At 61.6% G+C, this 25,118-nt stretch carries 23 protein-coding genes; 16 read left to right on the plus strand and 7 right to left on the minus strand.

What is annotated here, in order from left to right:
* Positions 1-52: 52 nt before the first annotated feature.
* Positions 53-1,480 carry a nicotinate phosphoribosyltransferase gene (locus ACZ6WW_RS10240; protein WP_465274103.1) on the minus strand — a complete coding sequence of 476 codons (1,428 nt, stop codon included), beginning with the start codon at positions 1,478-1,480 and terminating at the stop codon, positions 53-55.
* A gap of 272 nt (positions 1,481-1,752) precedes the next feature.
* Between ACZ6WW_RS10240 and ACZ6WW_RS10245 the strand changes: the two genes are divergently transcribed.
* Together ACZ6WW_RS10245 and ACZ6WW_RS10250 are read left to right on the plus strand one after the other, a co-directional pair.
* Positions 1,753-2,316, plus strand: a complete 564-nt coding sequence (locus tag ACZ6WW_RS10245) for a TetR family transcriptional regulator (RefSeq protein ID WP_465274104.1) — start codon at positions 1,753-1,755, stop codon at positions 2,314-2,316.
* Positions 2,317-2,326: 10 nt separating this feature from the next.
* Positions 2,327-2,986 (plus strand): lysostaphin resistance A-like protein, encoded by a 660-nt coding sequence (locus tag ACZ6WW_RS10250; protein WP_465274105.1) that lies wholly within the window; start codon positions 2,327-2,329, stop codon positions 2,984-2,986.
* 22 nt (positions 2,987-3,008) lie between these two features.
* Here the strand turns inward: ACZ6WW_RS10250 and ACZ6WW_RS10255 are convergent, their stop codons facing one another.
* A complete protein-coding gene (locus ACZ6WW_RS10255; RefSeq protein ID WP_465274106.1) occupies positions 3,009-3,629 on the minus strand; it encodes a TetR/AcrR family transcriptional regulator in 621 nt (206 codons plus the stop codon).
* Positions 3,630-3,728: 99 nt separating this feature from the next.
* On the opposite strand from ACZ6WW_RS10255, the gene ACZ6WW_RS10260 reads away from it, so the two are divergent.
* The gene (locus ACZ6WW_RS10260) at positions 3,729-4,040 is read left to right on the plus strand and encodes a hypothetical protein (protein WP_465274107.1); all 312 of its coding nucleotides are present in this window, start codon (positions 3,729-3,731) and stop codon (positions 4,038-4,040) included.
* An 81-nt stretch (positions 4,041-4,121) separates the two neighbouring features.
* Complete coding sequence (locus ACZ6WW_RS10265; protein ID WP_465274108.1) at positions 4,122-4,709, plus strand: TetR/AcrR family transcriptional regulator; 588 nt, start codon at positions 4,122-4,124, stop codon at positions 4,707-4,709.
* A 6-nt stretch (positions 4,710-4,715) separates the two neighbouring features.
* On the opposite strand, the gene ACZ6WW_RS10270 is transcribed toward ACZ6WW_RS10265, so the two are convergent.
* Positions 4,716-6,239: an MFS transporter gene (locus tag ACZ6WW_RS10270; protein WP_465274109.1), complete on the minus strand. Its 1,524-nt coding sequence runs from the start codon at positions 6,237-6,239 to the stop codon at positions 4,716-4,718.
* A gap of 106 nt (positions 6,240-6,345) precedes the next feature.
* Here ACZ6WW_RS10270 and ACZ6WW_RS10275 point away from each other — a divergent pair, with 106 nt between their 5' ends.
* Positions 6,346-7,215 carry a LysR family transcriptional regulator gene (locus ACZ6WW_RS10275; protein WP_465274110.1) on the plus strand — a complete coding sequence of 290 codons (870 nt, stop codon included), beginning with the start codon at positions 6,346-6,348 and terminating at the stop codon, positions 7,213-7,215.
* A 31-nt stretch (positions 7,216-7,246) separates the two neighbouring features.
* Here ACZ6WW_RS10275 and ACZ6WW_RS10280 read toward each other — a convergent pair whose 3' ends face one another.
* Together ACZ6WW_RS10280 and glnA are read right to left on the minus strand one after the other, a co-directional pair.
* A complete protein-coding gene (locus ACZ6WW_RS10280; protein ID WP_465274111.1) occupies positions 7,247-8,287 on the minus strand; it encodes a sensor domain-containing diguanylate cyclase in 1,041 nt (346 codons plus the stop codon).
* Positions 8,288-8,449: 162 nt separating this feature from the next.
* Complete coding sequence (gene glnA, locus ACZ6WW_RS10285; protein WP_281851307.1) at positions 8,450-9,859, minus strand: type I glutamate--ammonia ligase; 1,410 nt, start codon at positions 9,857-9,859, stop codon at positions 8,450-8,452.
* A 287-nt stretch (positions 9,860-10,146) separates the two neighbouring features.
* Here glnA and ACZ6WW_RS10290 point away from each other — a divergent pair, with 287 nt between their 5' ends.
* The 6 genes from ACZ6WW_RS10290 to ACZ6WW_RS10315 all read left to right on the plus strand — a co-directional run bounded on the left by ACZ6WW_RS10290 (position 10,147) and on the right by ACZ6WW_RS10315 (position 15,165).
* Positions 10,147-10,941, plus strand: coding sequence for an undecaprenyl-diphosphate phosphatase (locus ACZ6WW_RS10290; protein WP_281851306.1), 795 nt, complete (start codon positions 10,147-10,149; stop codon positions 10,939-10,941).
* A gap of 8 nt (positions 10,942-10,949) precedes the next feature.
* Positions 10,950-11,747 carry a hydroxyethylthiazole kinase gene (thiM, locus tag ACZ6WW_RS10295; protein WP_465274112.1) on the plus strand — a complete coding sequence of 266 codons (798 nt, stop codon included), beginning with the start codon at positions 10,950-10,952 and terminating at the stop codon, positions 11,745-11,747.
* Positions 11,748-11,827: 80 nt separating this feature from the next.
* A complete protein-coding gene (locus ACZ6WW_RS10300; RefSeq protein ID WP_465274113.1) occupies positions 11,828-13,405 on the plus strand; it encodes a winged helix-turn-helix domain-containing protein in 1,578 nt (525 codons plus the stop codon).
* A 10-nt stretch (positions 13,406-13,415) separates the two neighbouring features.
* Positions 13,416-14,102, plus strand: a complete 687-nt coding sequence (locus ACZ6WW_RS10305; protein ID WP_465274114.1) for a hypothetical protein — start codon at positions 13,416-13,418, stop codon at positions 14,100-14,102.
* A gap of 102 nt (positions 14,103-14,204) precedes the next feature.
* Positions 14,205-14,441, plus strand: a complete 237-nt coding sequence (locus ACZ6WW_RS10310) for a hypothetical protein (RefSeq protein ID WP_465274115.1) — start codon at positions 14,205-14,207, stop codon at positions 14,439-14,441.
* Positions 14,442-14,460: 19 nt separating this feature from the next.
* The gene (locus ACZ6WW_RS10315; RefSeq protein ID WP_465274116.1) at positions 14,461-15,165 is read left to right on the plus strand and encodes an alpha/beta fold hydrolase; all 705 of its coding nucleotides are present in this window, start codon (positions 14,461-14,463) and stop codon (positions 15,163-15,165) included.
* A 167-nt stretch (positions 15,166-15,332) separates the two neighbouring features.
* Here the strand turns inward: ACZ6WW_RS10315 and ACZ6WW_RS10320 are convergent, their stop codons facing one another.
* Positions 15,333-16,460 (minus strand): serine hydrolase domain-containing protein, encoded by a 1,128-nt coding sequence (locus tag ACZ6WW_RS10320; RefSeq protein WP_465274117.1) that lies wholly within the window; start codon positions 16,458-16,460, stop codon positions 15,333-15,335.
* A 178-nt stretch (positions 16,461-16,638) separates the two neighbouring features.
* Between ACZ6WW_RS10320 and ACZ6WW_RS10325 the strand changes: the two genes are divergently transcribed.
* A complete protein-coding gene (locus ACZ6WW_RS10325) occupies positions 16,639-17,175 on the plus strand; it encodes a hypothetical protein (RefSeq protein ID WP_281851299.1) in 537 nt (178 codons plus the stop codon).
* A gap of 15 nt (positions 17,176-17,190) precedes the next feature.
* On the opposite strand, the gene ACZ6WW_RS10330 is transcribed toward ACZ6WW_RS10325, so the two are convergent.
* On the minus strand, positions 17,191-18,153 hold the full coding sequence (locus ACZ6WW_RS10330; RefSeq protein WP_465274118.1) for a LysR family transcriptional regulator: 963 nt from the start codon (positions 18,151-18,153) through the stop codon (positions 17,191-17,193).
* A gap of 142 nt (positions 18,154-18,295) precedes the next feature.
* Between ACZ6WW_RS10330 and ACZ6WW_RS10335 the strand changes: the two genes are divergently transcribed.
* The 4 genes from ACZ6WW_RS10335 (at position 18,296) to ACZ6WW_RS10350 (ending at position 24,941) form a co-directional block, all read left to right on the plus strand.
* On the plus strand, positions 18,296-19,492 hold the full coding sequence (locus ACZ6WW_RS10335) for an efflux RND transporter periplasmic adaptor subunit (protein ID WP_465274119.1): 1,197 nt from the start codon (positions 18,296-18,298) through the stop codon (positions 19,490-19,492).
* A 4-nt stretch (positions 19,493-19,496) separates the two neighbouring features.
* Positions 19,497-22,679, plus strand: coding sequence for an efflux RND transporter permease subunit (locus ACZ6WW_RS10340; protein ID WP_465274120.1), 3,183 nt, complete (start codon positions 19,497-19,499; stop codon positions 22,677-22,679).
* Positions 22,680-22,755: 76 nt separating this feature from the next.
* Entirely contained in the window at positions 22,756-24,171 is a 1,416-nt protein-coding gene (locus tag ACZ6WW_RS10345; protein WP_465274496.1) for an efflux transporter outer membrane subunit, read from the plus strand.
* Entirely contained in the window at positions 24,168-24,941 is a 774-nt protein-coding gene (locus tag ACZ6WW_RS10350; protein WP_465274121.1) for an SDR family oxidoreductase, read from the plus strand. Before ACZ6WW_RS10345 ends, ACZ6WW_RS10350 begins: the two co-directional genes overlap by 4 nt.
* Positions 24,942-25,118 lie beyond the last annotated feature (177 nt).

Here is a 25,118-nt window from a genome sequence, read left to right on the forward strand (position 1 = left end):
GAAATGTGGACGAGCTCGCCTTCACATGTGAAGAGGTTCACGAATACAGCCATTAGGACAGGTTGCTCAGCTGGCTGCGTGTACGTACTTCCGAGAAATACCAATCGCGCACCAGCTCGCCGTTTTCCCAGACGGTTTCCAGGGCATGTTCCCAATCCGCCGGCAAGGGCAGCTCCTCGATCTCATCGACATTCGCGGGAACAGCTACGGTCTTGTATGTGCCGTGTTTGCGATGACGCAGCAAGGTAAGGCGGCCGCGCTGCGATGTCTTGCCGCTATCGGTGACCGGCGCCTTGAACACGTCGACCCACTGACCGTCGATGCGGGCGGCCGAACACTTCAGCGCGAATTTCTGCGTGTCGCGATTCATATGCTGCAGCAGCGCACCGCCCATGCCAAAGGCAATGTTGTCGGCAGCGTAGCCGGCCTCCGTGATGCGCTCGAGGATCGCTCGGATGCTGGCCGGATTGACGCCGTCACCCTGGATCAGACGCACATGTTTGAGCAGTTTGTAGCCCCTGGCGTTGACCGTACTGCCGAAGGCTTCGTCCAGCAGGGTCATGCACTTGTGCACCACCTCGACCGGCTCGCCCGAATCCGGGCGCACGACCAGCGTGGCGCCCGACGCGATCACCTCGTCGCGCAAGGTCTTACCCCAGTGTTCGCTGATGGCGCGATAGATGTCGTAGCTGTCTGAGACCACCGCGACCAGGCTGCGTGGCTTGGCGAACTGCGCAAGCATGTTGCGATACGCCTCGACCTCGTTCTCGCGTCCCCAACTGGTGATCGTGCTGTGTTCGGCTGCAGGAATCGAATAGCCGGCCATGTCCTCGTGATAGTAGCGTCGCGCAGCCAGCACGCCAGACACGGTATCCGTGCCCTTAAAGTTCACCAGGTGTGCCATGCCACCGAGCGCTGCCGACTCCAGGCTGGAGACACCGCGCGCACCGAAATCGTGCAGTTTGAAGGGCAACTGTGCTTCCGGCTCATCGCTGGTCCGGTCGAGGAAACCCTTGATGATCTGCTTCACCTGCCAGCTCACGGTTGCCACGGTCACCGGATACCACAGACGCAGCAACAGCGTTTCCAGATAGCTAGGCAGCCAGAACGCTTCGTTGTCGGTCGACTCGATCGTCACCAGCGCCTGATGCGTCGGCACCACGCTGCCCTCGGGTACCGCGCGAATACGCAAGGGCAGCTTGCCGCCATGGACATCGACGATACGGCGCCAGCCGGACTCGTTGAATGGCTCGCCATGGGCAGCAAAGAAATCGCAAGCTTCGTCGACATCGTCGTGAGTCACCGTGCGGCTCAGGTATTCCTTGAGGATCGCCTGCAAACCGAAGAACACCGTGCTGTCGTACTGGCCACCGCGCGATTCGACATAGAAGAAGGTCTTTTCGGTGCCAGGCGGGTATTGCAGCCAGTGGCTGGCCTTGTAGCTGTCGGTGTTGAGGATGAGGTTGTCGAGGTAATACATGACGGGAGCTCCTTCGTGTCTTGATATTACCGGTGGCCTGAGGCCATTCCATCAACCTCGGCTTCTCCTACTCGTCATCCCGGCGCAGGCCGGGACCCAGTAGCTTTGTGCTCGATTATCGCGAGAGCCAACAAGCATCGGCTCGCTCGCGGACACCGGAAACCGAAGCCACTGGGTCCCGGCCTGCGCCGGGATGACGAGTAGGGAGGGGTTCACAGGTGAGCGAAAAGAGACGCTTGACTGAAACGATCGTTACATGTAACGATCGTTTCATGCGCGATAAAAAGCAGGAACTTCTCTACGCCGTCATAGCCCATTTGCTGCAGAACGGGCTGTCGGAACTGTCGTTGCGGCCGTTGGCCGAAGACGTCGGAACCAGCGCGCGGCTGCTTATCTACCACTTCGACTCCAAGGAAGGGCTGTTGACCGAAGTGCTCGACGCCATGCAACGGCATCTGCACGATTCGCTCGCCGCACTGGCCGAACAGCCGGCGCGTGGCGATACACCTTTGTTGGAGCGGGTCTGGCAATGGGCACTGCACGAGCGCAACTTCCCTTATCTGAAGCTGCTCTACGAGCTGCAGATTCTGGCCATCCAGAATCCGGCGACGTATGCGCAGTACCTGCAGCGCAATGCGCTCGATTGGCAGAAGCATATCGAGCGCACGCTCCCGTCCACGCCACATCGCGCGGCGCTGGCGACCTTGTGCGGCGCCGTGTTCGACGGCCTGTTTCTGGAGGTGCTGCAAACCGGCGATCGCACACGCGCCACCAAGGCATTACGCGAATTTCTGCGTATCGCCAACAAGGCCTACAGCACGGCTGACACAGCCTGAGGAACTATGCATGACCACCACCACCTTGCCGGCTACGCTGCCAACACGCTCGCGCTGGCAGATAGGGCTTGGCCTGCTGCTTGCGCTAGGCATCGTCAGCCTGCCGTTCTCGCTGTGGATCGACGAATTCGCCAATGTGCGCCACCTGATCGCCAACGAAGCCATCTGGTGGATCTACATCGCCGGCATGCTGGTTTACGTCGTCCGCGTGGAACGCCGGCCACTCTCCTCGATCGGCTTTCGGCGCCCCGGAGCTCGCGATGTCGCGATCGGCATCGGCGCCGGCATCGCCATACTCGCCGTATTGGCGTGCGTGTATTACCTGATCTTCCCGTTGCTGCACTGGGATCTGTCGCAAGGCATGAACCAGCTCGCCGCCACGCCGCTCTGGTGGCGGTTGATTTCCACGGTACGTGCGGCGGTGTCGGAAGAAGTGCTGTTTCGCGGCTACGCGATGGAGCGCCTGCGCGAACTGACCGGCAGTCGCAAGATCGCCGCCAGCGTTTCATGCGCGATATTCATGTTCGACCATGTGCCTACCTGGGGCTGGGAGCACCTGGCCATAGCTGGCATCGGCGGTATCGCGCTCACCCTGCTCTACCTGTGGCGGCGCAATCTATGGGTAAACATTCTCGCGCACTTTATCGTCGACGCTGCGTCGATGCTTTGAGCCGCCCATCACATGCGTTGAACTACCTCTCCACCGTCGCCTGGTCCAGATATGCCTTTACCAGGTCGCGTAGCTCGCCGAGCCAACGCTGCGATGATTTCCGCTCCGTACTCGACAAGGCGGCAACGGATTTCAGCACCTCGATAAGCACGGGCGCCATCGTCTCAGCCTTCGCACTGGTCAGGTTCGGCATCGCTGATCGAAGGATCGCCGCAATACCCGCACGCATCGATGCGCGAAACAACAGGCGTCGATCACCCGCGCGTGCATCGAGCAAGGCGAGCACGAACTGGCGTTTGTTCTGCAATGCGAGAACAAAGTCGACCAGCGCATCGGCCAGCTGTCGCGATGTCCATGTCGCGGCTTGTGACTGCATGGTCGTCAGGCTGGCCACGGCAAGGTCGGCGTAGCTCTCCAGCAAGGCATCGGCCAGCGATTCCTTGGACGGAAAGAAGCGATACAGCGAACCAATAGCAGTCTCCGCCCGGGCGGCGATCTCGGTCATCGTTGCCGCCTCATAGCCCTTTTCGGCGAACACCTGTGCTCCCGCCTCCAGGATGGCTGCGACGCGCAGACGGCCACGTTCGCGCTTGGCGGGGCGAGCGGCCTCGGCCGCCGGGGCATTTGACTTTTGCGAGGGCATCCTCAACAATCCGTTTTGCGAGTGTACCCTCGCATATTACGCCTGACTTCCTTCGGCGGCCATTGGCCGCCTGTCCTGATCTTCGAATCGGTGCACACCATGCACATCGTTGCTTCGTTCTTCGCCGGCGCTTTCCTGTGCAACAGCCTGCCGCATCTGGTTGCAGGCCTGCAGGGCAAAGGCTTTCCTTCGCCATTTGCCAAACCGCATGGCGTGGGCTTTTCCAGCCCCCTCGTCAATTTTCTATGGGGCGCATTCAACCTGGTCGCTGGCCTGGCCTTGCTGCAACAGGCTTCGATCAGTTACGGCTGGAACGCGGACTTCCTCGTAATGCTAGTCGGCGGCCTTATCCTGGGTTGTTACGCTGCGCTGCATTTCGGCAAGGTCATGCGGGAACGAGGCGAGGCTTAGCGGCAGGCAAGAACGGCATCGACTTTTTAATGATGATACCCGTCATATAATCTGTCGATACATGCCTGCCCGGAGTCCGCCATGAAAGTCAGCCGCGAACAGTTCGCCGAGAATCGCGAGCGCATTCTCGATGTGGCCGGCACCTTGTTTCGCGAGAAGGGCTTCGACGGCATCGGTATTGCCGACATCATGAAAGCCGCCGGTATGACGCATGGCGGTTTTTATCGTCACTTCGAATCGAAAGACGACCTGATCGATCAGGCCAGCCAAAAGGCGCTGGCGCGTGGTGCCGGCTATTGGGACCACACCATCGGCGACGGTGATAACGCCCATGCCGCGCTGACAAGGTTGCTGCAGATGTACTTGTCTGAAGCCCATCGCGATGCCAGCGGCAAAGGCTGCAGCATTGCCGCGCTCGGTGCGGATGCTGCGCGCCAGAACGGCAGCATACGCAAGACCTTCGAACACGGCGTGGAATCGCTCGTCGACAAACTCACCGCCCTGCTACCCGGACGCACCCGCGCCGTGCGCAGGCGCAAGGCGCTGGCGTCTTTCTCGCAGATGATGGGGGCGCTGGTGCTTTCGCGTGCGGTCGACGATCCGGCCTTGTCGAAGGAGATTCTTTCCGCGGCGATGTTCGAGCTTTCCACCGCGCACGGGGCGATGTAACGAGTATCAGCCCGGCTCTGATGTGCAAGCGATCGATACGTGTGCCGGTTCTTTCGTCTGACCGAAAGTGACAAAGCTTGCGGCGGCCAACAGCCACGCGCCCCATCCGCCATAAAGCATCACCCAGCCAAAGCCGTGTACCAGTGCCGCGTGCGCGATCTCGCTGGAGATATCGTCAACGCCCGGCAGCAGATTGCCTGCAGCGATCTTCGCGGCCACGTCATGCCATTGCGATGTGTCGACAGAGGTGTCCACCGCTCCCCTCAAGTAGAAGAGAATCCCCTCCAGCAGCAGGAAACCCATCAGCGCGATATTGATCGCCAAGGTGATCAACCGCGCGCTCATATCGATGCCTGACGCCATGCCTGCCCGCGCTGTCGGTACGGCGGCCGTGGTCGTGTTGGTCACCGGCGTGTTGGTCAGACCAAGACCGGCGCCCGCCAGCACGCAACCCGGCAGCATGCTCAACCAACTGGCGTGATCCACGCTGCTACCCAACTTCATCAGCATGAATCCGAGACCGATCATGAAAAGCCCCGCTGGAATAACGATGCGTGGTTGATAACGCAGCGCAAGGCGCTCGGCTAACGGCGGAATCACCAATGTCGGCAGCGTGTACGCCAGGAGCGATGTGCCAGCGGCAATAGCGCCGTAGCCCAGAGCGCTTTGAAAGTAGATCGGCAGGTAGATCATGAACGGCCAGAAGCTGAAGTTCATGCCCATGGAGCCGTAGAGCGCACCGGAGAATGCGCGGATCCGAAACACCGAGAAGTCGAACATCGGATGCGCGTTACGCTTTTCCGCGTAGAGAAACGCAAGAAAGCTCAAGACGGCAACGACGATGCTTACGATAGCGATACTGCTGGCGAAACCCAGGCTGGGTCCCTGGGTGATAAAGAACGTCAGACCGAATACCGCCAGCGACAGCGTGACAATGCCGGGCAGATCCAACGCCTTGGCCTGCGGATCGCTCGACTCGTCCACGCTGCCGACAATCAGCAGCGAGGTTATCGCCGCCAGCGGCACCTGGATCAGGAATACCCAGGTCCAGTTCGACAAAGCGACGATGGCGCCACCGATGATCGGACCGAAACCCAGCCCGACACCGAAAATGATGCCCCAGGCGCCAAACGCCTTGCTGCGCGACGGACCTTCCTGGAACTGATGCGACAAGGCGGCGATCTGGCAGATCACCATCGCGCCACCGCTCATGCCCTGTAGAAACCGGCTGACGATCAGCACGGATGCATTCGGTGCCAGACCGCAGATCCACGACGTCACCCCAAACAACAGCACGCTGATAAGCAGCAGGCGCTTGCGGCCATAGCGGTCGGCCAGGGTGCCCGCGGCCATCAGCACCGTGGTGCAGGCGATGGTGTACGCGTTCATGATCCACTGCGCGCTGCTGAAATCGGTGTGCAGCACGTTTTCCACGTGCGGCAGGATCACCGGAACACTGGAGATCTCCAGGCCGAACATGAGCGCAGCCAGGCAGATGGCTACCAGAGCGACGGCGTTTCTACGGGCCATGGGCTTCACCGGAGGGACGGGGAAGGCGATTGTCGGCGCGCCCGAAGCATGATGGAAATGATTTAATTTTGTGCTATTCATTAGCGCCCATCATTTATAGCCCGCCATGGACTTCGATCCCGCCCTCTTGCGCGCCTTCGTCGCCGTCAAGGAAACCGGTGGCTTTACCCGTGCGGCACAGCGACTCAACCTGACGCAGTCGGCCGTGAGCCACCAGATCCGCAAGCTGGAAGAACAGGTCGGGCGGCAGTTGCTGTTTCGCACGACGCGCGCACTGACGCTGAGCGAGGACGGCGAAGATTTCCTGCGCTATGCGCAAAGCATCCTGCATACGTTCGACAGCATGGCGCAGCGGTTCCGGCCGTCGCCCATCTCCGGCGTGGTGCGTTTCGGCGTGCTCGAGAACTTCATGGGCGACCGCCTGCCCACGTTGCTTTGCAAATTCAGCCGCGCGTTTCCGTCCGTGCGGCTCGATGTCAGCGTCGGCATGAATCTGGACTTGTTGCCGATGATCAAGGCGGGCGAACTCGATCTTGCTGTGGTGATGACACCACCGGACAGCGACGAAGGAACTGCGCTGCGGCGAACCCAGTTTGTCTGGGTGGCCGCCGATTCGTTCGATGTCCCGCCCCGCACATCGCTACCGTTCGCCTTCTTCCCGGCACCGTGCATCAACCGGCAGGTTGGGTTGGCCGCGCTGGATGGCAAGGCCGTCGAATGGCATGTCGTTTTCACATCGCAAAGCCAGCAAGGCATTCGCGCGGCGGTGCTCTCCGGACTAGCCATCACCATCATGACGCGCGATGACGTGGAACCAGGCATGCGTATCGTCGACGGCAGCTACGGCCTGCCACCGCTGTCGGATGCCGACTTCACTTTGCTATGGAGTGCCGGCGGCAAGACCGCCGCCGCGATGGAGTTCGGCAAGCTGCTTCAGGATCTGGATGCGACGCCTTTGACGGCGGGACGTCGCTAGGACAGCTACTCAGTTGAAATCAAAATGCGCGTCAATGCTGGCGCATGGCTTCCTTGCGCGCCCGCTTGGCGGCGTACATCGCCGCGTCGGCCTGAGAGAGCAGCAGGTCAGGATCGACATCGTCCTGTTCGGCGACAACGACGCCGATGCTCGGCCCGGCATAGTCGATCCCACGCCCATCCAGACCGAAATGGCCGGTGGTGGCCTGCTGCAGTCGGTCGCGCAACAGCCTGGCCATGTTCTGCGCATCCTCGCGACGCGGGCTGGCCAGTACCACAAATTCATCGCCGCCCAGGCGGCAGGCGAAATCCCCCTCGCGCAGCGCGCCCTGCAAACGACCGGCGATGGCGGCGAGGAAACGATCGCCCACGTCGTGTCCGTACTGGTCGTTGATCGCCTTGAAGTGATCGAGGTCGATAAAAGCGATAAGCAGAGCTTGGCCGTTCGCGCGAGTCGTATCCAGCCGGCGATTCATTTCGTTCATCAACGCGCGACGGTTGGGCAAATGCGTCGTGGCATCGGTCAACGCGCTGACCGCAAGCGTATCGTTGGCGTTCTGCAACGTTTGCACGAGGCGTTCGCGCTCGATCTGTTGACTGATGAGGCGCGAGAACATGATGAGCACCTGTTCTGCGCCATCGGCGAGCGGCTTGCGTTCGTCACTGGCGGCGCACAACGTACCGTAGAGCATGCCATCGTCAGTTCGTACCGGTGTGCTCGCATACGTGGCGATGCCCAGCTCACGCGCCGGACCGGAATCCGGCCAGCAGTTGGCTACGTCATCGGTATAAGGGCGCCCTTCTTCCAATGCGCGCTTGCACAACGTTGCCTCCCAAGGCACCGACAAGCCTTCGGGAATCTCGAGGCGATGCGTATTGCGCGCGAAGAGAATGTGCTGCACGCCGCTGGTTTCATCGATCGTGGTCAGATACGTCGACTCGAGTCCCGTGACGGTCTGCAACAATTCCAGCAACGGCCGCACCAGTTCTTCCAACGATCTGGCCTGAGCTACGGAGCTGGCGACGACACCCAGGAAATGGGCGGAAGAAGCATAGTTTTCTGAGCGCGTCATCTTGAATCTGTCGATAAGGACGGCGGCCGATAAGCCCGATGGGTTCATTTCATCTGCTGTCGGCGCAAGTTGCAATGCCCGCCCGCACACGGCTACCAAACGGGCGGTAAAAAACGAGAACGGGCGCCGAAGCGCCCGTCCTTGCGTCAAGCTTGCGAACGATCAGATCGCGTAATACATCTGGAATTCCAGCGGATGCGTGCTGGCGCGGTAGCGGGTCACTTCCTGCATCTTCAGCGCGATGTACGCGTCGATGAAGTCGTCGGTGAATACGCCGCCGGCCTTGAGGAAGTCGCGGTCCTTGTCCAACGCTTCAAGCGCAGCGTCGAGGCTGGAGCAGACCTGCGGGATGTTCTTCTCTTCTTCGGGCGGCAGATCGTAGAGATCCTTGTCGGCCGGCGCACCCGGGTCGATCTTGTTGATGATGCCATCGAGGCCGGCCATCATCAGCGCGGTGAAGGTCAGGTAGCCCGACTGCATCGGATCGGGGAAGCGCACTTCGATGCGGCGGCCCTTCGGGCTCGACACGAACGGAATGCGGCAGCTGGCCGAGCGGTTGCGTGCCGAGTAGGCGAGCATCACCGGCGCTTCGAAGCCCGGCACCAGGCGCTTGTAGCTGTTGGTGGTGGAGTTGGCGAACGCGTTGATCGCCTTGGCATGCTTGAAGATGCCGCCGATGTACCACAGCGCCGTCTGCGACAGGCCGCCGTACAGGTCGCCCGCGAACAGGTTGGTGCCGTCCTTGGACAGCGACTGGTGCACGTGCATGCCGCTGCCGTTGTCGCCGACGATCGGCTTGGGCATGAAGGTGACGGTCTTGCCGTTCTGGTGGGCGACGTTCTTGATGACGTACTTCATCGTCATCAGTTCGTCGGCCTTCTGCACCAGCGTGTTGAAGCGCACGCCGATTTCGCACTGGCCGGCATTGGCCACTTCGTGGTGATGCACTTCCACCACCTGGCCCAGCGACTCGAGCACCTTGCACATGTCAGCGCGCAGGTCGCCCAGCGAGTCGACCGGACTGACCGGGAAGTAGCCGCCCTTAACACCCGGACGGTGACCGGTGTTGTTGTTGTCGTACTTGTAGCGCGACGACCAGGCGGCTTCTTCGGAGCCAATTTCATAGAACACGCGGCCCATGTCGTTCTGCCAGCGCACCGAGTCGAAGATGAAGAACTCGGGCTCCGGGCCGAAGAAGGCGGTGTCGGCGATGCCGGTGGACTTCATATAGGCTTCGGCGCGCTTGGCGATCGAGCGCGGGTCGCGGCCGTAGGCCTGCATGGTGCTCGGCTCGAGCACGTCGCAATGCAGGACCAGCTGGGTGTGCGCGCTGAACGGATCGAGGTAGGCGGTATCCGGGTCGGGCAGCAGGACCATGTCCGACTCGTTGATGCCCTTCCAGCCCGAGATCGACGAACCGTCGAACATCTTGCCGTCTTCGAACGTCGACTCGTCGATGGCGTGGGCCGGGAAGCTGACGTGATGGTGCTTGCCGAGCATGTCGGCAAAACGCAGGTCGACGAACTCGACCTCGTGTTCCTGGATCAGGTCGAGCACTTTCTGAGCGGACATGGACGGACCTCGGGGGCTGATAAGCGGGAAAAGATGCAACGTTTTAGCAACAGCTGTGCCAGGCAGTGTAGCGCTTTTGAATCAGATAGTTAAAGCATGGTGACGGCCTATCTAGAGCATCGATAAGCACCAGGCTGGAGCGATCATTGCACCACACTGGAGCAATGAACAGTCGCCGATCATCACCCCTCCTCTGCCAGCCTCGCGCCATATAGACCACGTAAGCTATGCCGCTTCGTGTCGGGCGCAAGCCCGCCAGTCTTATCGCATAACGGAGTTGCAGCACAGTGAGCGACCTGATCAACGTCATCCTGCTCGGCATCATCGAGGGCATTACCGAATTCCTGCCCATTTCCAGCACGGGCCACCTGCTGATCGCCGAGAAGCTCGGCCTGGGCGAACGCTCGGACCTGTTCAATGTCGGCATCCAGGCGGGCGCGATCCTCGCCGTGACGTTCATCTACTGGAAGCGCATCTGGCAGCTGTTCACGCAACTGGGCGACCGCGACAACCGCGACTACCTGATGAAGCTGATCGTCGCCTTCGCGATCACCGCTGTGCTTGGCCTGATCGTGACCCATTACGGCTTCAAGCTGCCTGAGACGATTACCCCCATTGCCTGGGCGCTGCTGATCGGCGGTTTCTGGATGATCGCCGCCGAGCAGATCGCCGCGCGGCAGGTCGATCGCAAGGCCGTGACCTGGCCGGTTGCGATCCTGGTCGGCGTGGCGCAGATGGTGGCCGGCGTATTCCCGGGCACCTCGCGTTCCGGCGCGACGATCTTCACTGCCATGCTTGTGGGCACCAGCAACCGCGCGGCCGCCACCGAGTTCGCCTTCCTGGTCGGCATCCCGACCATGTACGCCGCCACCGGCTACGAGCTGCTCAAGGTGGTCAAGCATGACGGCGTTGCGCACGAGGACTGGACCGCGCTGATCGTCGGCTTCATCGTCTCGGCCATCGTCGCCTTTATCGCGGTGAAGTGGTTGCTCGGCTATATCCGCAGCCATCGTTTCACCGCATTTGCGGTGTACCGCATCGTGCTGGGCCTGGCATTGCTGCTGTTCATGCGCGGCGCCTGAGCCATTCCATGAGCGACATGTCCTATCCCCTGGCAACCATGGCCACCGCGCTGCGCACGGTGCGCGAGCGCGCGCCGCTCGTGCAGTGCATCACCAACTTCGTGGCGATGAACATGGCTGCCAACGCGATGCTGGCGATCGGCGCCTCGCCGGCGATGGTGCATGCCGAAGAAGAAGCCGGTGAATTTGCCGCCTTCGCCGACGCGTTGACCGTGAACATCGGCACGCTCTCGTCGGACTGGCTGGCCGGCATGCTGGCCGCGGCAGCGTCCGCGCGACAGGCCGGCAAGCCATGGGTGCTCGATCCGGTGGCGCATCAGGCCACGGCGTTCCGACGCCAGGCCCTCATGCGCCTGCTTGAACATCGTCCGGCCGTGATACGCAGCAATGCCTCCGAGATGCTCGCCTTGAGTGGCAGCGCCAGTCGCGCGCAGGGCGTGGACAGCCGCGACGCGGTGGAAGCGGCCGAAGCTGGCGCCATGCGTTTTGCGCGCGAGCAAGGCACCGTCGTCGCCGTCACCGGCGAGGTCGACTTTCTTACCGATGGCGAACGCAGCCTGCGCTTTGCCGGCGGCTCGCCCTGGATGCCGCGCGTGACCGCCATGGGCTGCACGCAGACCTGCGTGATGGGTGCGATGCTGGCCGTGTTGCCCGGACAACCGTTCGAAGCGGCAGCGACGACACTAGCGCTGTTCAAACAGGCTGGCGAACGCGCCGCACGTGATGCGGAAGGTCCCGGCTCGTTTCACTGGCGCTTTATCGATGCGCTGGCCACGATCGACGATGTGCAGCCGCGTGCTCCCTGAGACAAAGCAATAACGCCAGGGCAGCCACCCACGCCACCATCGGAGCGCATACCATAGCGATGTCGCCCGGATGGCCGCCCATGCAAGCCCCGCAACGCTACCGACTGCTCGATCTTTCCATCGACCTCGCACGGCAGCGCGTGGAACGCGGTGGCGATACGCTTGACGTTCAAGGCTTGAGCTTTCGGTTGCTCGCCTTCCTGCTGACACGCGGCACCGATGTCGTCTCCTTCGATGCCCTGATCGAAGGCGTCTGGTCGCCGGCTGTGGTGGGCGAGGAAACGGTGACGCAACGGGTCAAGCTATTGCGCCAATCACTGGGCGACGATGGCCGACAGCCACGATACCTCCGCTCGGTACGCGGCCAGGGTTACCAGTTGTGCGAGCAACCGCTGGTCGATAGCGAACCCGCACCATCGGTTTCGCCGACACGACGGCGGCGTGCCCTGATCGCGATCGCAGTGACCATCGTGGCCATTGCTGTGCTGGGCGTGCTCGGACTGATACTTCGCCCGGCACCGCCGCCCAAGCCCGCCACAGCGGCGCAAGAACTATTGCAACGCGCGGCCTACTACGCCGGCATCGGCCAGCGTGACAACAACGAACGCGCCATCGTGCTGTACACCCAGGCATTGGCACTGAGACCGACGGACACGGCGGCGCAGATCGGTCTCAGCCGCGCCTATAGCGCACGCGTTTGTCTCTATAACTTTCCTTATGAATGGACCACGCGTGCGCAACAGCTGGCCGAAGCGGTAACCAAGGCGAATCCGCGACAGGCAGAAGCCTGGTCGGTGCTGGCTTATGCCTATGACTGCCGCGGAGAAATGGCATCGGCGATTGCCGCTTATGAGCATGCCCTGGTACTCAATCCGGATGACGATGCTACGCGGGCGTCCGTTGCCTACCTCTATCAGGAACAAGGACGCCTGGTAGACGCCTTGCATGCCAACCTGGACATGCATGGCGATGGTGCAAAGGTGCGCTTTCGCGATGTACAGATCGCGCGTGAATTGGACCTTCTTGGTTTTCACGACGCAGCCGAAAAGCGCTTTCGCCGCAGCTTCGAACTCAATCCCGACAGCGTGTTTTCCAATATCGCCTGGCCACAGCATTTGTTTCTGCAGGGACGCTTTGTCGACGCCGGCATAGCGCTCGATCAGGCGATGGCACGCAACACGCCACACGTCGGCCTGTACCAACTCGCAGGCGAGCTGGCCCTGCTGCGCGGTGACCGCAGCGGGGCTGAAGCTGCTTTCGCCAAGGCGGTGCAACTGCGTCCGCAGATGAGCCTCCCCACGACATTGGCTGCACTTTATGCCGAACAGCCGCCTTCAACGGCGTGGCTGGACGAGCGCATCGCGGCGATGCGCTCGCAACCGGCGGGCGTTGGCTATCCGTCCGATCGGCTGGAGCTGGTGTTGTTGGAGTGGGCGCGCGGTCAGCACAAAGAGGCGATGGAAACTTTGTCCGCCGCCGTGCAGACCGGCTACGTCGATCGCGCCTATTTGCAGACATCGCCCTTGTTTCAGCCGATGACCGGTGAACCGGCATACGCCGCAGCCATCGATGCCATCAGCCGGCGCATCGCCACGCAGCATACGCAGGTGCTTGCGGCGGATTGGCGGCCGTCGGAGCTGGGAAGCCATCAACCTTAGGTAGCCGACTATGGAAGGACAAACGAAATCTATTCGTTCGACGCGGAACGTTTGCCGCCCCATAACCAGCTTGCTGATCGCGGTTGCGATTTGGAGCGTGACGGGAACGGTGCTGGCAAGTACACCGCCACCCCATCTTCCATTTCAGGATGCCCATTGGGCCGCCTCCATGAAGTCACCGCCGACCAGGGGAATCGCACTCGGCAAGCTTTCCGTCGAATTCGAAAAAACAACACTCGCAGATGTGCGTAATGCCGCATCGATCGGCACCATTGATCACCAAGGCGATGCGAGTGAGAGCATTTACTGGCTCTGCTACAGCCACACTGCCGCAGATGTCGGTTATCGAATCTGGATTGCCTCGAATGGCGAGATGGGAGGCCCCGAGCACGCTGTTACCCTGATTGCGGCGGAACGCATGGCGAATGCAAAGCCCACCGATGACTGCCCCTCCCTGCCGGCAAAGCTACAGCCGATTTCGTTGAATGCTCCGATATGGATTGGAACAACAGATCGAGATGTAGAGCGCGCCCTTGGCGCACCCTCTCATCGACAAGGCAAGTGGCGGCAATTCGACTATCAGGGCAAGGTTCCGGGGCCATGCCAAGGCGGTTACGACATGAGCAACTGGTTGCAGACCAAAAGCGAACACGGTCGCATCAGCATAATCTTCGCCGGACAGGTAACAAGCTGCTGACGCTCCCGTTTGTAGATGTGGTTCGAGGAGCCATAGACTTGCCTACTTCATCGACCGGCCGATGAGCCATCGCAGGAATCCATGCAAGGGGAAGGAAAACACTTGAACGCCTATCAGAAGACAGCGGTTTTCATTCTGCGCCTTGTCGGCGTCTGCTGGACTATATTTTTAGGTTTTGTCTGGTCCGTATACGGCGCCGAGGCTTTGATCGGCATCGAGGTCCAGCACTATCCCACGCATACTCTCATCGGCAACATGGGCTATATCGCTGTGGGAATCATAGTCACGGCTGCATCAAATCCGTTAGGTCGGTTTATCGGTCGAGGATTGGGCGATTAGTTCTCCGGTGAGCACATCGATGACCTTGGTGCTGCTTCCCGGGATGGATGGAACCGGTGAGCTCTTCAAGCCATTTCTCGATGCGATGGGGCAACGATATCCGATCAAGGTTGTCGACTACCCCAGGTCCGGAGCCTTGGGCTATACCGGACTTGAGGCGGCGATGAGGATGTCGCTTCCTCCTGATGGGCCATTTGTCCTGCTCGGTGAATCGTTTTCCGGCCCGGTGGCCATGTCCATCGCCGCCTCTCATCCGCCCGGACTCAAAGGACTGATCCTCAGCTGTACGTTTGCGCGTAATCCGCGCCCTCGGCTTGGAGCGTTGCATTTTCTTATCGGCGCATTGCCAACGGGCGCTATCGCTGCACGTTGCGCAAGCATCGCTCTGCTTGGCAGCTATTCCACCTCACGCTTGCGTCGCGCATTTCTCGAAGCGCTAAGCAAGGTTACTCCGGATGCCTTGCGCGCTCGGCTTCGAGCAGTGGTGTCGGTGGATGTGACACGTGAACTTGCGAAGATCGATGTGCCTGTTTTGTATTTGCGTGCCACGCATGACCATGTCGTGCCTGCTGGTGCTGCGGAGCTTATAAAGAGGATCAAGCCGGAGGCGCGTGTGGTCGATATGGATGCGCCGCATTTTCTGTTGCAGGCTGCGCCCGGAAAAGCGGCCGGGCTTGTTGCGGAGTTTATTGATGGTCTCGTGGGTTGCGAGTCGAGCAACTGAAGGAACCTCAATGTCTGTCGTCATCCCGGCGAAGGCCGGAATGACGGATAGGAGGCGCAATGGTGAGATCTTTGTAGGAGCGACTTCAGTCGCGACAGGTCGTGACGTAACCGTGAGTCGCGACTGAAGTCGCTCCCGCAAAAACTAGGCGGGCGATCCGGATCTCCTCAGTCAGTCGCACCAGGCAACGCCTTCAACACATAATCGCGAAAAATCTCCTGCGACTGCGGATGTGCATAGCGCTGGTTGTACGCCGTGCTGGTCACCACCGTGACGAGCCGTTGCGACGGCATCACAAACACGTAATTGCCGCCGTTGCCGGACATCGCCCATACCGGTTGCTCCTTGCCGTTTACCTTGAAGCGGAAGCACCACCACAGATAACCATAGTCAGCATCGTCGCGCGCTTGCGCATGCACGCTCAGCATCTGATGCACCCATGCGGACGAGATCACCTGCTGCCCTTTCCAACGCCCTTCGTCCAGAGCCAACTCGCCGAGCTTGGCCAGGTCGCGGCTTCGGTAGCGAGTACCGCCGCCGCCCATGCCAACGCCCAGGGGCGAGACATTCCAATGAACGCTCGTAATGCCCAGCGGCTTTTCCAGCACCTCGGCGGCGAACGCCGATAGCGGCTTGTGCGTCACGCGCTCCACTACCGCGCCGGCGACAAAGGCACCCGCCGTGCAGTAAGAGAAGGACCGGCCATGCGGACTGTCCGCCGGCTTGGTCATCCATGGCGCAAAGCCTTTGATGGGAAGGTCGAGCGCGAATTGCAGCCAATCCTCGGTCACGTACATGCGCTCTTCGTTGCCGGACGAAAACTGGTTTTCGTCGTCGCACTCCCATAGCGAGCTCATGGTGAGCAGGTCTTCCAGCGTGATCGCCTGCTTGCGTGGATCGGGATGCTGCCAGGGCTGCTTGTCCGGAAAGTAGCCGTAGACCTTGGCCTGGACATCGGGAATCAGCTTCCGCTCGATCGCAGCACCCACCAGCCACGCGGTGATGCTCTTGCTGGCCGAGCGGATGTCGTTGAGCTGGTCGGCGTTGCTGCCGTTGAAGTAGCCCTCATAGACCAACTTGTTGTCGCTGACTACGACCACACTGGTGATGCCCTTGAAGCTGCCATCGGCGAGCTTCGATTCCAGGGCGGCAAAACGGCTGATGTCCCAATGGGCGGCGCGGGCATCGGTGGAGGACCAGCCGTCATTGACGGCCGCGGGGGGATGGTAGTCCGCGGCGCAAAGCGGCATGGCGGCAAGGGTGAACAGCGTGGCGAACAGGCGCTTCGATGGCATGTGCAGGCTCCAGTCGGGGTGGCGCCAGCACAGCAGGACGTTCAATGAAGTGCCTGATGGGGAAATGAAGAATTATGAAGGCCGGGGTCGATGGCCAAAAACCTCCGTCGCGACGCATCGTCCACTGGAAGCACCACACCCTGACGCTTATGATGACCGCTGAACAGGGGAGACAAGAATGGACGCGAGGTACATCACGACGTTGGCGCTACGCCTTTTCGCTATCTGGTTTTGCGTGAGTGCCTTTCAGCTTTTTGGCACGATCGAGAGCCTTCGACAGCTAGGCGGAAACTTCAATCAGTCGTCCTTGGTCAGTCTATCGATCATCGGGGTAGCGGTCAGCATCGGCATCATTCTTTGGATACTGAGCCGTCCGATCGCAGGTTTGTTGACGTTCGACCTGGCCAAGCAACACAGCGCGACGCGCCTTTCCATGGCCGACCTGGTCGTCGTGGGCTGCGTACTCATGGGACTGTGGTGGCTCAAGAACGCCGTGTTGCCGTTTGTCGAGTTCTGGCTGACCGCGGTGGCACGCGCTTCTTATGCGGACGAGTCCGCCCTGGCGACACTGGACGGCAAGGACAAAATTACGATCGCGCTGGATTTATTGCGGATCGCCATCGCCTTGTTCTTTATCTGCAGGCCGCGCCATATCGCGCATTGGATACTTGGCCGCCCGGCGACTCCTGACGAGGCACCGGGCGAAGCGAGCTGAGGAAATCCGCGCCCCTCAGGCGCTCAACCGCTGCTCTTCGATCTTTTCCATCGTCATCGCCGCCGGGCGCTTCATGAAGCCCGGCTCGTTGGTGCGATCGAACAATTCGCGTACCCATTCGATAAACGCCTGCACGCGCGCCGACAGATGTTTCTTCTGCGGGTAGACGATCCAGACCGGCTTGCCGGTGGACATGGTGTCGGTCATGACCAGCTCGAGCATGCCGCGATCGAGGTAACAGCAGGCCAGCATGTGCGGGGTCTGGGTAATGCCCAGGCCGGCGGCGACGGCCTGGATCACCGATTCGCCATCATTAATAAGCATGTGCGCATCGATATCCACCTCGACCTGCCCGCTGGGCGTGTCGAACTGCCACTGGCGCGGGCGGCCGTTGGGATAGATGTAGTTGATCGCGCGATGATTTTTGAGGTCGTCGATGCTATGCGGGGCGCCAAACTTCTCCAGGTAATCCGGCGAAGCGACGACGACGTTGCGCAGATAGCCGATCTTGCGGGCAATCAGGCTGGAATCCTCCAGCTGGCCGACCCGAATCGCGCAATCGATGCCTTCCTGGATCAGGTCGGCCGGGTTATCGGTCATCGATAGCTCAAGACGGATATCGGGATAGCGCTCCTCGAATTCACGCAGACGCGGAATGATCGCCGCCCGCCCCACCGCCAGCGACAAACCGACCCGCAAACGGCCAGTCGGCTTACGGTTGTTGTAGTTCAACGCCTCGGTCGCCTCGGCCAGATCGGCGAGGATCTCCTTACAACGTGCATGGAACGCGGCGCCATCGTCGGTCAACCGCAAGGCACGGGTCGACCGAAAAAGCAGCCGGGCGCCGAGGCGCTCTTCCAGGCGTGAGACAGCCCGGCTGACACCCGAAGGCGTCATACCCAGCTGGACGGCGGCGGCGGCGAAGCTCTTGGCCTCAACCACGCGAACGAAGGCGGAGATTGCGGAAAAGTCTTCCATAGCCAGTCTTTTTACCCTATTCGTGACTGTCAGTCACTATTGCTTTGCACAAGAAACGGATTTTCTGTACCGCTCAGTGCGCCTATTCTTCCGCGCCTCACGGCGATGTACTCGCCGGTCTAATAATTACCTGGAGCGCACGATGAAGAAGCGTTGGATCTTGGCCAGTGTTGCCGCCGTGGCGGTCATTGGCAGCTATGCCCTCTTAAATGGGCACGACAACCCGCATGCGCAAGCCGCCGCCGGTGGGCCGCCGCCCGTCACCGTGGCCCAGGTGCTGGTCCGCAACGTAGACGACTCGGGTGAATTCACCGGCCGCCTGCAGGCGATCGACACGATCGAACTGCGCCCCCGGGTCAGCGGTTACGTGGATTCGATCCATTTCACCGAAGGCGCCTCGGTCAAGAAGGGCCAGTTGTTGTTCCAGATCGACCCACGCCCCTACCAGGCCGAAGTCGACCGCTTGAACGCCAACCTCGCCCAGGCCCGTGCCGAACAGGTATTGGCCCAGGCCAATGCGGACCGCGGCCAGCGCCTGCTCGACCAGCATGCCGTGGCCAAGGAAGAAGCCGACCGCCTGTCGACCGCCGCGCAGAGTGCCCGCTCGCAAGTGGCAGCCACCACCGCTGCACTCGCCGCGGCCAAGCTCAACCTGGATTTCACCCAGGTGCGCGCGCCGATCGACGGCCGCGTCAGTAATGCCCTGATCACCGCCGGCAATCTGGTAACCAGCACCGACGTGCTGACCCGCGTGGTGAGCGTCAACCCGATCTATGCCTACTTCGACGTGGACGAGAACAGCTACCTCAAGCTCGACCAGATCCGTCGCGAGAAAGGCGTCGCGCCGCAGGTGACGATGGCGTTGGCGAACGAAAGCAGTTTCCCGCATGCGGGCCGCATCGACTTTGTCGACAACGAACTGCGCGCAGGCTCAGGCACGATCCGTTTGCGTGCAGTGTTCGACAACAACGACACGCGTTACACGCCGGGTCTGTTCGTTCGCCTGCAGTTGCGTAGCGGCAGTGCGCACGAGCGTGCGCTGATCGACGACCGCGCCGTGGCGACCGATCTGGGTAACAAGTTCGTCTACGTGCTGGGCAAGGACAAGAAGGTCGAATACCGCCGCGTCACCACCGGTCCGTTGCTCGACGGCCTGCGCGTGATCGACGACGGCCTGACCGCCAACGACGTGGTCGTGGTGAACGGTTTGCAGCATGTGCGTCCGGGCGTGGAAGTCGCGCCGACCAAGGTCGCCATGGATAGCCGCAGCCTCGATCCAAGCAAACAGTTAGCAAATGTCGGCGCAGCACCGAAGGTCGCTGCGTTGAACAAGGACTGATTCGATGAAAATCGCGCAATTTTTCGTGGACAGACCGATTCTGGCCGGCGTCCTTTCCGTACTGATCCTGATCTGCGGCAGCATTGCGATGTTCAAGCTGCCGATCAGTGAGTACCCCGAGATCGTGCCGCCCACCGTGGTGGTGCGCGCCAACTACCCCGGCGCCAACCCCAAGACCATCGCCGAGACTGTTGCCACGCCGCTTGAAGAGCAGATCAACGGCGTGGAGAACATGCTCTACACCTCGTCGCAGTCCACCAGCGATGGCCAGATGACGTTGACCGTCACCTTCGCGCTCGGCAGCGACCTGGACAACGCGCAGGTGCAGGTGCAGAACCGCGTGGCGCAGGCGCTCAGCCGTCTGCCCCAGGAAGTGCAGCGCCTCGGTGTGACGACGCAGAAGAGTTCGCCCGACCTGACCATGGTCGTGCATCTGACCTCGCCCGATAAGCGCTACAACATGCTGTACCTGTCCAACTATGCACGCCTGCATATCAAGGACCAGCTCGCACGCCTGGACGGCGTGGGCGACGTGCAGTTGTTCGGTGCCGGCGAGTACTCGATGCGCGTATGGCTGAACCCGGACAAGCTGGCCCAGCGCGGCCTGACCACCGGCGATATCGTGCATGCGATCCAGGAACAGAACGTCGCGGTCGCCGCCGGTGCGCTCAATGCTCCGCCCGGCCCCGGCACGGCCGCGTTCCAGCTCAACATCAATACGCAGGGCCGCCTGATCAACGAGGAAGACTTCCTCAACATCATCGTGCGCACCGAAGGCAACGGCGCGGTGACTCACCTGCGTGACGTGGCCCGCGTGGAACTGGGCGCCGATCAGTACGCACTGCGCGCCCTGCTCGACAACCAACCGGCCGTGGCGATTCCTATCTTTGCCCGACCGGGCTCGAACGCGATTCATATCTCCGACGAAGTGCGTGCCGAAATGGCACTGCTGCAGAAGGATTTCCCGCAGGGCGTGGATTACCAGATCGTCTACGATCCGACCGTGTTCGTGCGCGGCTCGATCGAAGCGGTGGTGCATACCTTGTTCGAAGCCATCGCCCTGGTGGTGCTGGTGGTGATCCTGTTCCTGCAGACCTGGCGTGCCTCGATCATCCCGTTGATTGCTGTGCCGGTGTCGTTGATCGGTACGTTCGCGGTGATGTACCTGGCGGGCTTCTCGCTCAATGCGTTGTCGTTGTTCGGCCTGGTGCTGGCCATCGGCATCGTGGTGGATGACGCCATCGTGGTGGTGGAAAACGTCGAGCGACATATCGAACACGGTATGCAGCCGAAGGAAGCCACGCGGCAGGCAATGAAGGAAGTCACCGGCCCGATCGTCGCGACCGCCTTGGTGCTGTGCGCCGTGTTCGTGCCGACCGCCTTCATCAGCGGCCTGACCGGCCAGTTCTATCGCCAGTTCGCGCTGACGATCGCCATCTCCACGGTGATTTCGGCATTCAACTCGCTGACGCTGAGCCCGGCACTGTCGGCCATCCTGCTGCGCGGCCATGGTGCGCCCAAGGACAAGCTCACGCTGCTGATGGATCGCGGCCTGGGCTGGCTGTTCCGTCCGTTCAACCGCTTGTTCATCAGCGGTGCCAACCGTTACGTCGGCGGCGTCAAGCGCGTGCTTGGTGCCGGTACGATCACCGTGTTGATCTATCTGGGCCTGGTAGGCCTGGGCGGTGCCGGCTTTGCCCACGTGCCGACCGGTTTCGTGCCGCCGCAGGATAAGCAATACCTCGTCGCGTTCGCGCAGCTGCCCGATGCCGCTTCGCTCGACCGCACCGAGGAAGTGATCCGCAAGATGAGCGAGATCGCACTCAAGCAGCCGGGTGTCGCCAATGCGGTGTCGTTCCCGGGCCTGTCGATCAACGGTTTCACCAACAGCACCAATTCGGGCATCGTGTTCACCCCGCTCAAGCCGTTCGAAGAGCGTCGTGATCCGTCCGAATCGGCCGCTGCGATCGCCGCCGCACTGAACCAGAAGTTCGCCGGCATCCAGGACGCGTACATCGCGATCTTCCCGCCGCCGCCGGTACAGGGCCTGGGAACCATCGGTGGTTTCCGCGTGCAGATCGAAGACCGCTCCGACGCCGGTTTCGAGGAGCTGTACAAGCAGACGCAGAATCTGATCGCACAGAGCCAGAAGACACCGACGCTTGCAGGGCTGTTCTCCAGCTATCAGGTGAGCGTGCCGCAGATCAACGCCAACATCGACCGCGAGAAAGCCAAGGCCGAAGGTGTGGATCTGGCTGACGTGTACCAGACGATGCAGGCGTACATGGGTTCGCTCTACGTCAACGACTTCAACCGCTTCGGCCGCACCTATCAGGTGAACGTTTCGGCCGACCAGAGCTTCCGTCATGAACCGGAAGACCTGTTGCAGCTGAAGACGCGCAACGCACGTGGCGATGCCATCCCGCTCGGTTCGTTCGTGAGTGTGGAGCAGACGGTCGGCCCGGATCGCGTGCAGCACTACAACGGCTATCCGACCGCGGAAATCAGCGGTGGCGCCGCACCGGGCTTCAGCTCGGGCCAGGCCCAGGATGCGATGGAAAAGCTGGCCCGCGACAACCTGCCCAACGGCATGTCGTTCGAATGGACCGAGCTGACCTATCAGCAGATCCTTGCCGGCAATACTGCAGTGCTGGTGTTCCCCTTGTGCGTGCTGTTGGTGTTCCTGGTGCTGGCCTCGCTGTATGAAAGCCTGACCTTGCCGCTGGCGGTAATCCTGATCGTGCCGATGGTGCTGTTGTCCGCGATCTCCGGTGTGTGGCTGTCCGGTGGCGACAACAACATCTTCACCCAGATCGGTTTGATCGTGCTGGTGGGCCTGGCGTGCAAGAACGCGATCCTGATCGTCGAGTTTGCCCGCGAAGCGCAGCTCCTCGAAGGCCTGGATCGCAAGCAGGCCGTGCTCGAAGCTGCTCGCCTGCGACTGCGCCCGATCCTGATGACCTCGATCGCTTTCATCATGGGTGTGGTGCCGCTGGTGACCTCGCATGGTGCGGGTGCGGAGATGCGTCATGCGATGGGTGTGGCGGTGTTCGCCGGCATGCTGGGCGTGACCTTCTTCGGCCTGATCTTCACCCCGCTGTTCTACGTGCTGATTCGCGGCTGGACCGAAAAGATGGACGCGCGCAAGGCTGCGCACGCACAGCACCCGGCGCTGGAGGAACATTGAGATGAGCATGCACAACCACAACATGACCGATAAGAGCGGACGACCGGGCAACAAGCCCGGTCGCACCCTCGGCACGATGACCGCGATGTTCTCCGCGCTGTTGCTGGCCGGCTGCGTCAGCGTCGGCCCGGACTATCACGCGCCGCAGGAAAAGCCGGTTACGCTGCAAGGCGTCGACACGCAACGGCAGAGCGAGCAGAACTTCCAGGCCCGCTGGTGGGAGCAGTTCAACGATCCTACGTTGAATACGCTGATCCAACGCGCCGCGAAGAATGCGCCGGACCTGAAGATCGCCCTTGCACGCTTGCGTGAGGCACGTGCCGAGCTTGGCGTCGCCAAGGCCGATCAGTGGCCGACGATCAATACCGGCGTCGACTACAGCAAGAGCGTCGCCCAGCAACCGGGCTTCACCACGCAACGCGTGCCGGTACAGACCTACCAGGCCGGCTTCGACGCATCGTGGGAGCTGGATCTGTTCGGTGGTGTACGTCGCTCGGTCGAGGCGGCCAAGGCACAGGCGCAAAGCGCCGACGCCTCGCTGCAGGATGCACAGGTCACGCTGTTCGCCGAAGTCGCGCGCTATTACTTCGACCTGCGTGGCACGCAGCTGCGTATCGATGTCGCCAAGCGCGATATCGAAAACCAGCAGCAGTCGTTGACGCTGATCCGCGCTCGCCTCGATGTCGGCACCGGCTCGGAGCAGGACGTTGCCAGTGCCAATGCGCGACTGGCGCAGGTCGAAGCGGAACTGCCGTTGCTGGAGACGCAGGCGCGCGCGGATGAATTCCGCCTCGCCGTACTGCTGGGCGAACGCCCGGGTGAATTGGCCGTCGATCTTACGCCGGTCAATTTCAAGCCGATCGACGTGTCACTGCCGATCGGCCAAGCCGGCGATGTATTGTCGCGTCGCCCCGATGTACGCGTGGCCGAGCGTCAGTACGCCGCGGCCAATGCACGCATCGGTGTCGCCAAGGCCGACTGGTTCCCGCATATCACGCTCGGCGGCTTCTTCGGCTTTCTGTCCGGCCGCAGCAATGATTTCGGTAGCCCGTCGACCCGCGCATGGACGCTGGCCCCGAGCATCAGCTGGTCGGGCCTCAACGTGCAGCGCGTGAACTCGAACGTGAAAGCGAGCGAGGCGCGCGCCGACGAAGCCCTGGCCAACTACCAGCGCACCGTGTTGCAGGCTGCCGAGGATGTCGACAACTCGCTGACCTCGTACAACCTGCAACGCGAGCGCGTGCAGAAGCTGATGGAGCAGGCACAGCAAAGCCGTCGCGCGGCCGAGCTGGCGAAGATCCGCTATACCGAAGGCGCCACCGACTTCCTTGAGTGGCTGGATGCCGAGCGCACCCAGCTCACTGCGGAAGACGCGTTGGCCGAAGGCGAGGCGGCGATCAACCTGCGCGCCGTGGCGATCTACAAGTCGCTCGGTGGCGGTTGGGAAGCCTGTGCTGACGAGAAGTGCTCCGAGGTGGCCTCTGCACCATGAACGCCACCGTGCACCGCCTGCCGCGCAAGGCCGCGCGCGGTAGTGTCGTATCCAATGAACCGCCGCCAAGCCAGCGCGTTGCGCTGGTGAGCGGCGGCAACCGCGGCCTTGGATTGGAAGTGGTAAGACAGCTAGCAGCACAGGGCATCACCGTGCTGCTCGGCTCGCGTTCGCTGGCGGCGGGCGAGAAAGTCGCCCGCCAGCTGCGCCATGAAGGCGGCGACGTCGTTGCGGTCAAGCTCGACGTCACCTCCGACCATGACGTGGCCAACCTGGCCAAGCACATCGATACCAGCTACCACCGGCTGGATATCCTGGTGAACAACGCCGGCGCGTTTTTCGATATCGACAAGCGCGCCTCCAATGCCGACTTGTCGGTCGTGCGCAGCGCGCTGGACACCAACCTGCTCGGCGCATGGCGCCTGACCGAAGCCGTGCTGCCGTTGATGCAACGACATAACTACGGCAGGGTCGTGAACGTTTCCAGCAGTTGCGGCGCGATCGAGATGGAGGGCGAGAACTGTCCCGCGTATCGCGTCTCCAAGACTGCGCTCAATGGTTATACCCGCATGCTTGCCGCCGAGCTCAAGGGCAGTGGCGTGCTGGTCAATGCCGTGTGTCCCGGCTGGGTGGCTACCGATATGGGTGGTAGCGGTGGCCGACCGGTTGCCGAAGGTGCGGAAGGTATTGTCTGGGCTGCGTGTCTGTCGCCGCAGCAAGGCAATTTGAATGGGCGGTTTTTTCGGGACAAGCAGCCGATTGCTTGGTGACAAAACCGCCACCCTCCTACTCGTCATTCCGGCGCAGGCCGGAACCCAGTGAGCTCAGTAACCGGTTGTCGCCACGAGCATCACGGCTTGCTCTGTCCAGCACATCGCGAAAATCGAAGAACAACGTCACTGGGTTCCGGCCTGCGCCGGAATGACGAGTAGGGAAGGTATCTACAA

The organism is Dyella sp. NPDC103356 (genome assembly GCF_055584465.1).